The sequence below is a fragment of the Rhizobium sp. SVR5-2C genome, assembly GCF_056755115.1.
Genome location: NZ_JBNDHT010000341.1, coordinates 1 through 402, shown reverse-complemented (window position 1 = coordinate 402; position 402 = coordinate 1). Strand labels below are relative to the sequence as shown.

General features: G+C 62.7%; 1 protein-coding gene. It reads right to left on the bottom strand.

Annotated features, from left to right (window positions below; translation table 11 throughout):
• Positions 1-402, bottom strand: a 402-nt coding sequence (locus ACPYOI_RS36000) for a sensor histidine kinase (RefSeq protein WP_481420281.1), incomplete at both ends; no start/stop codon positions are given.

The window sequence follows — 402 nt, the reverse complement described above, 5'->3', positions numbered from 1 at the left end:
GACCAGGTTCAGGATCACCTGCTGCAGTTGCACCCGGTCGCCCTGCAGGAGCGGCAGGCTATCGGCGAACTGCCTGTCCACTTTTATCCCGTTCTTGGTGATCTCGCTCCGGGCAAGGCTGATCACCTCGTCGATTGTTTCATTGATGTCGACCACGTCTTGCTGTGGCGGGGCTTTCTTGATCTGCCCGCGTATGCGGCTAATGACCTCGCCAGCCCGCCGGCCGTCCCTGGCGATCCGATCAAGCGCCTGGCGGACTTCTGCGAGATCCGGCTGCTCCGTGTCCATCCAGCGCAATGCGGCCTGGGCATTGGTGACGGTTGCAGCGATCGGCTGATTGACCTCATGGGCGATCGAGGCGGTAAGCTGCCCGATGGTCGCGACCCGGTTGGCATGTGCCAG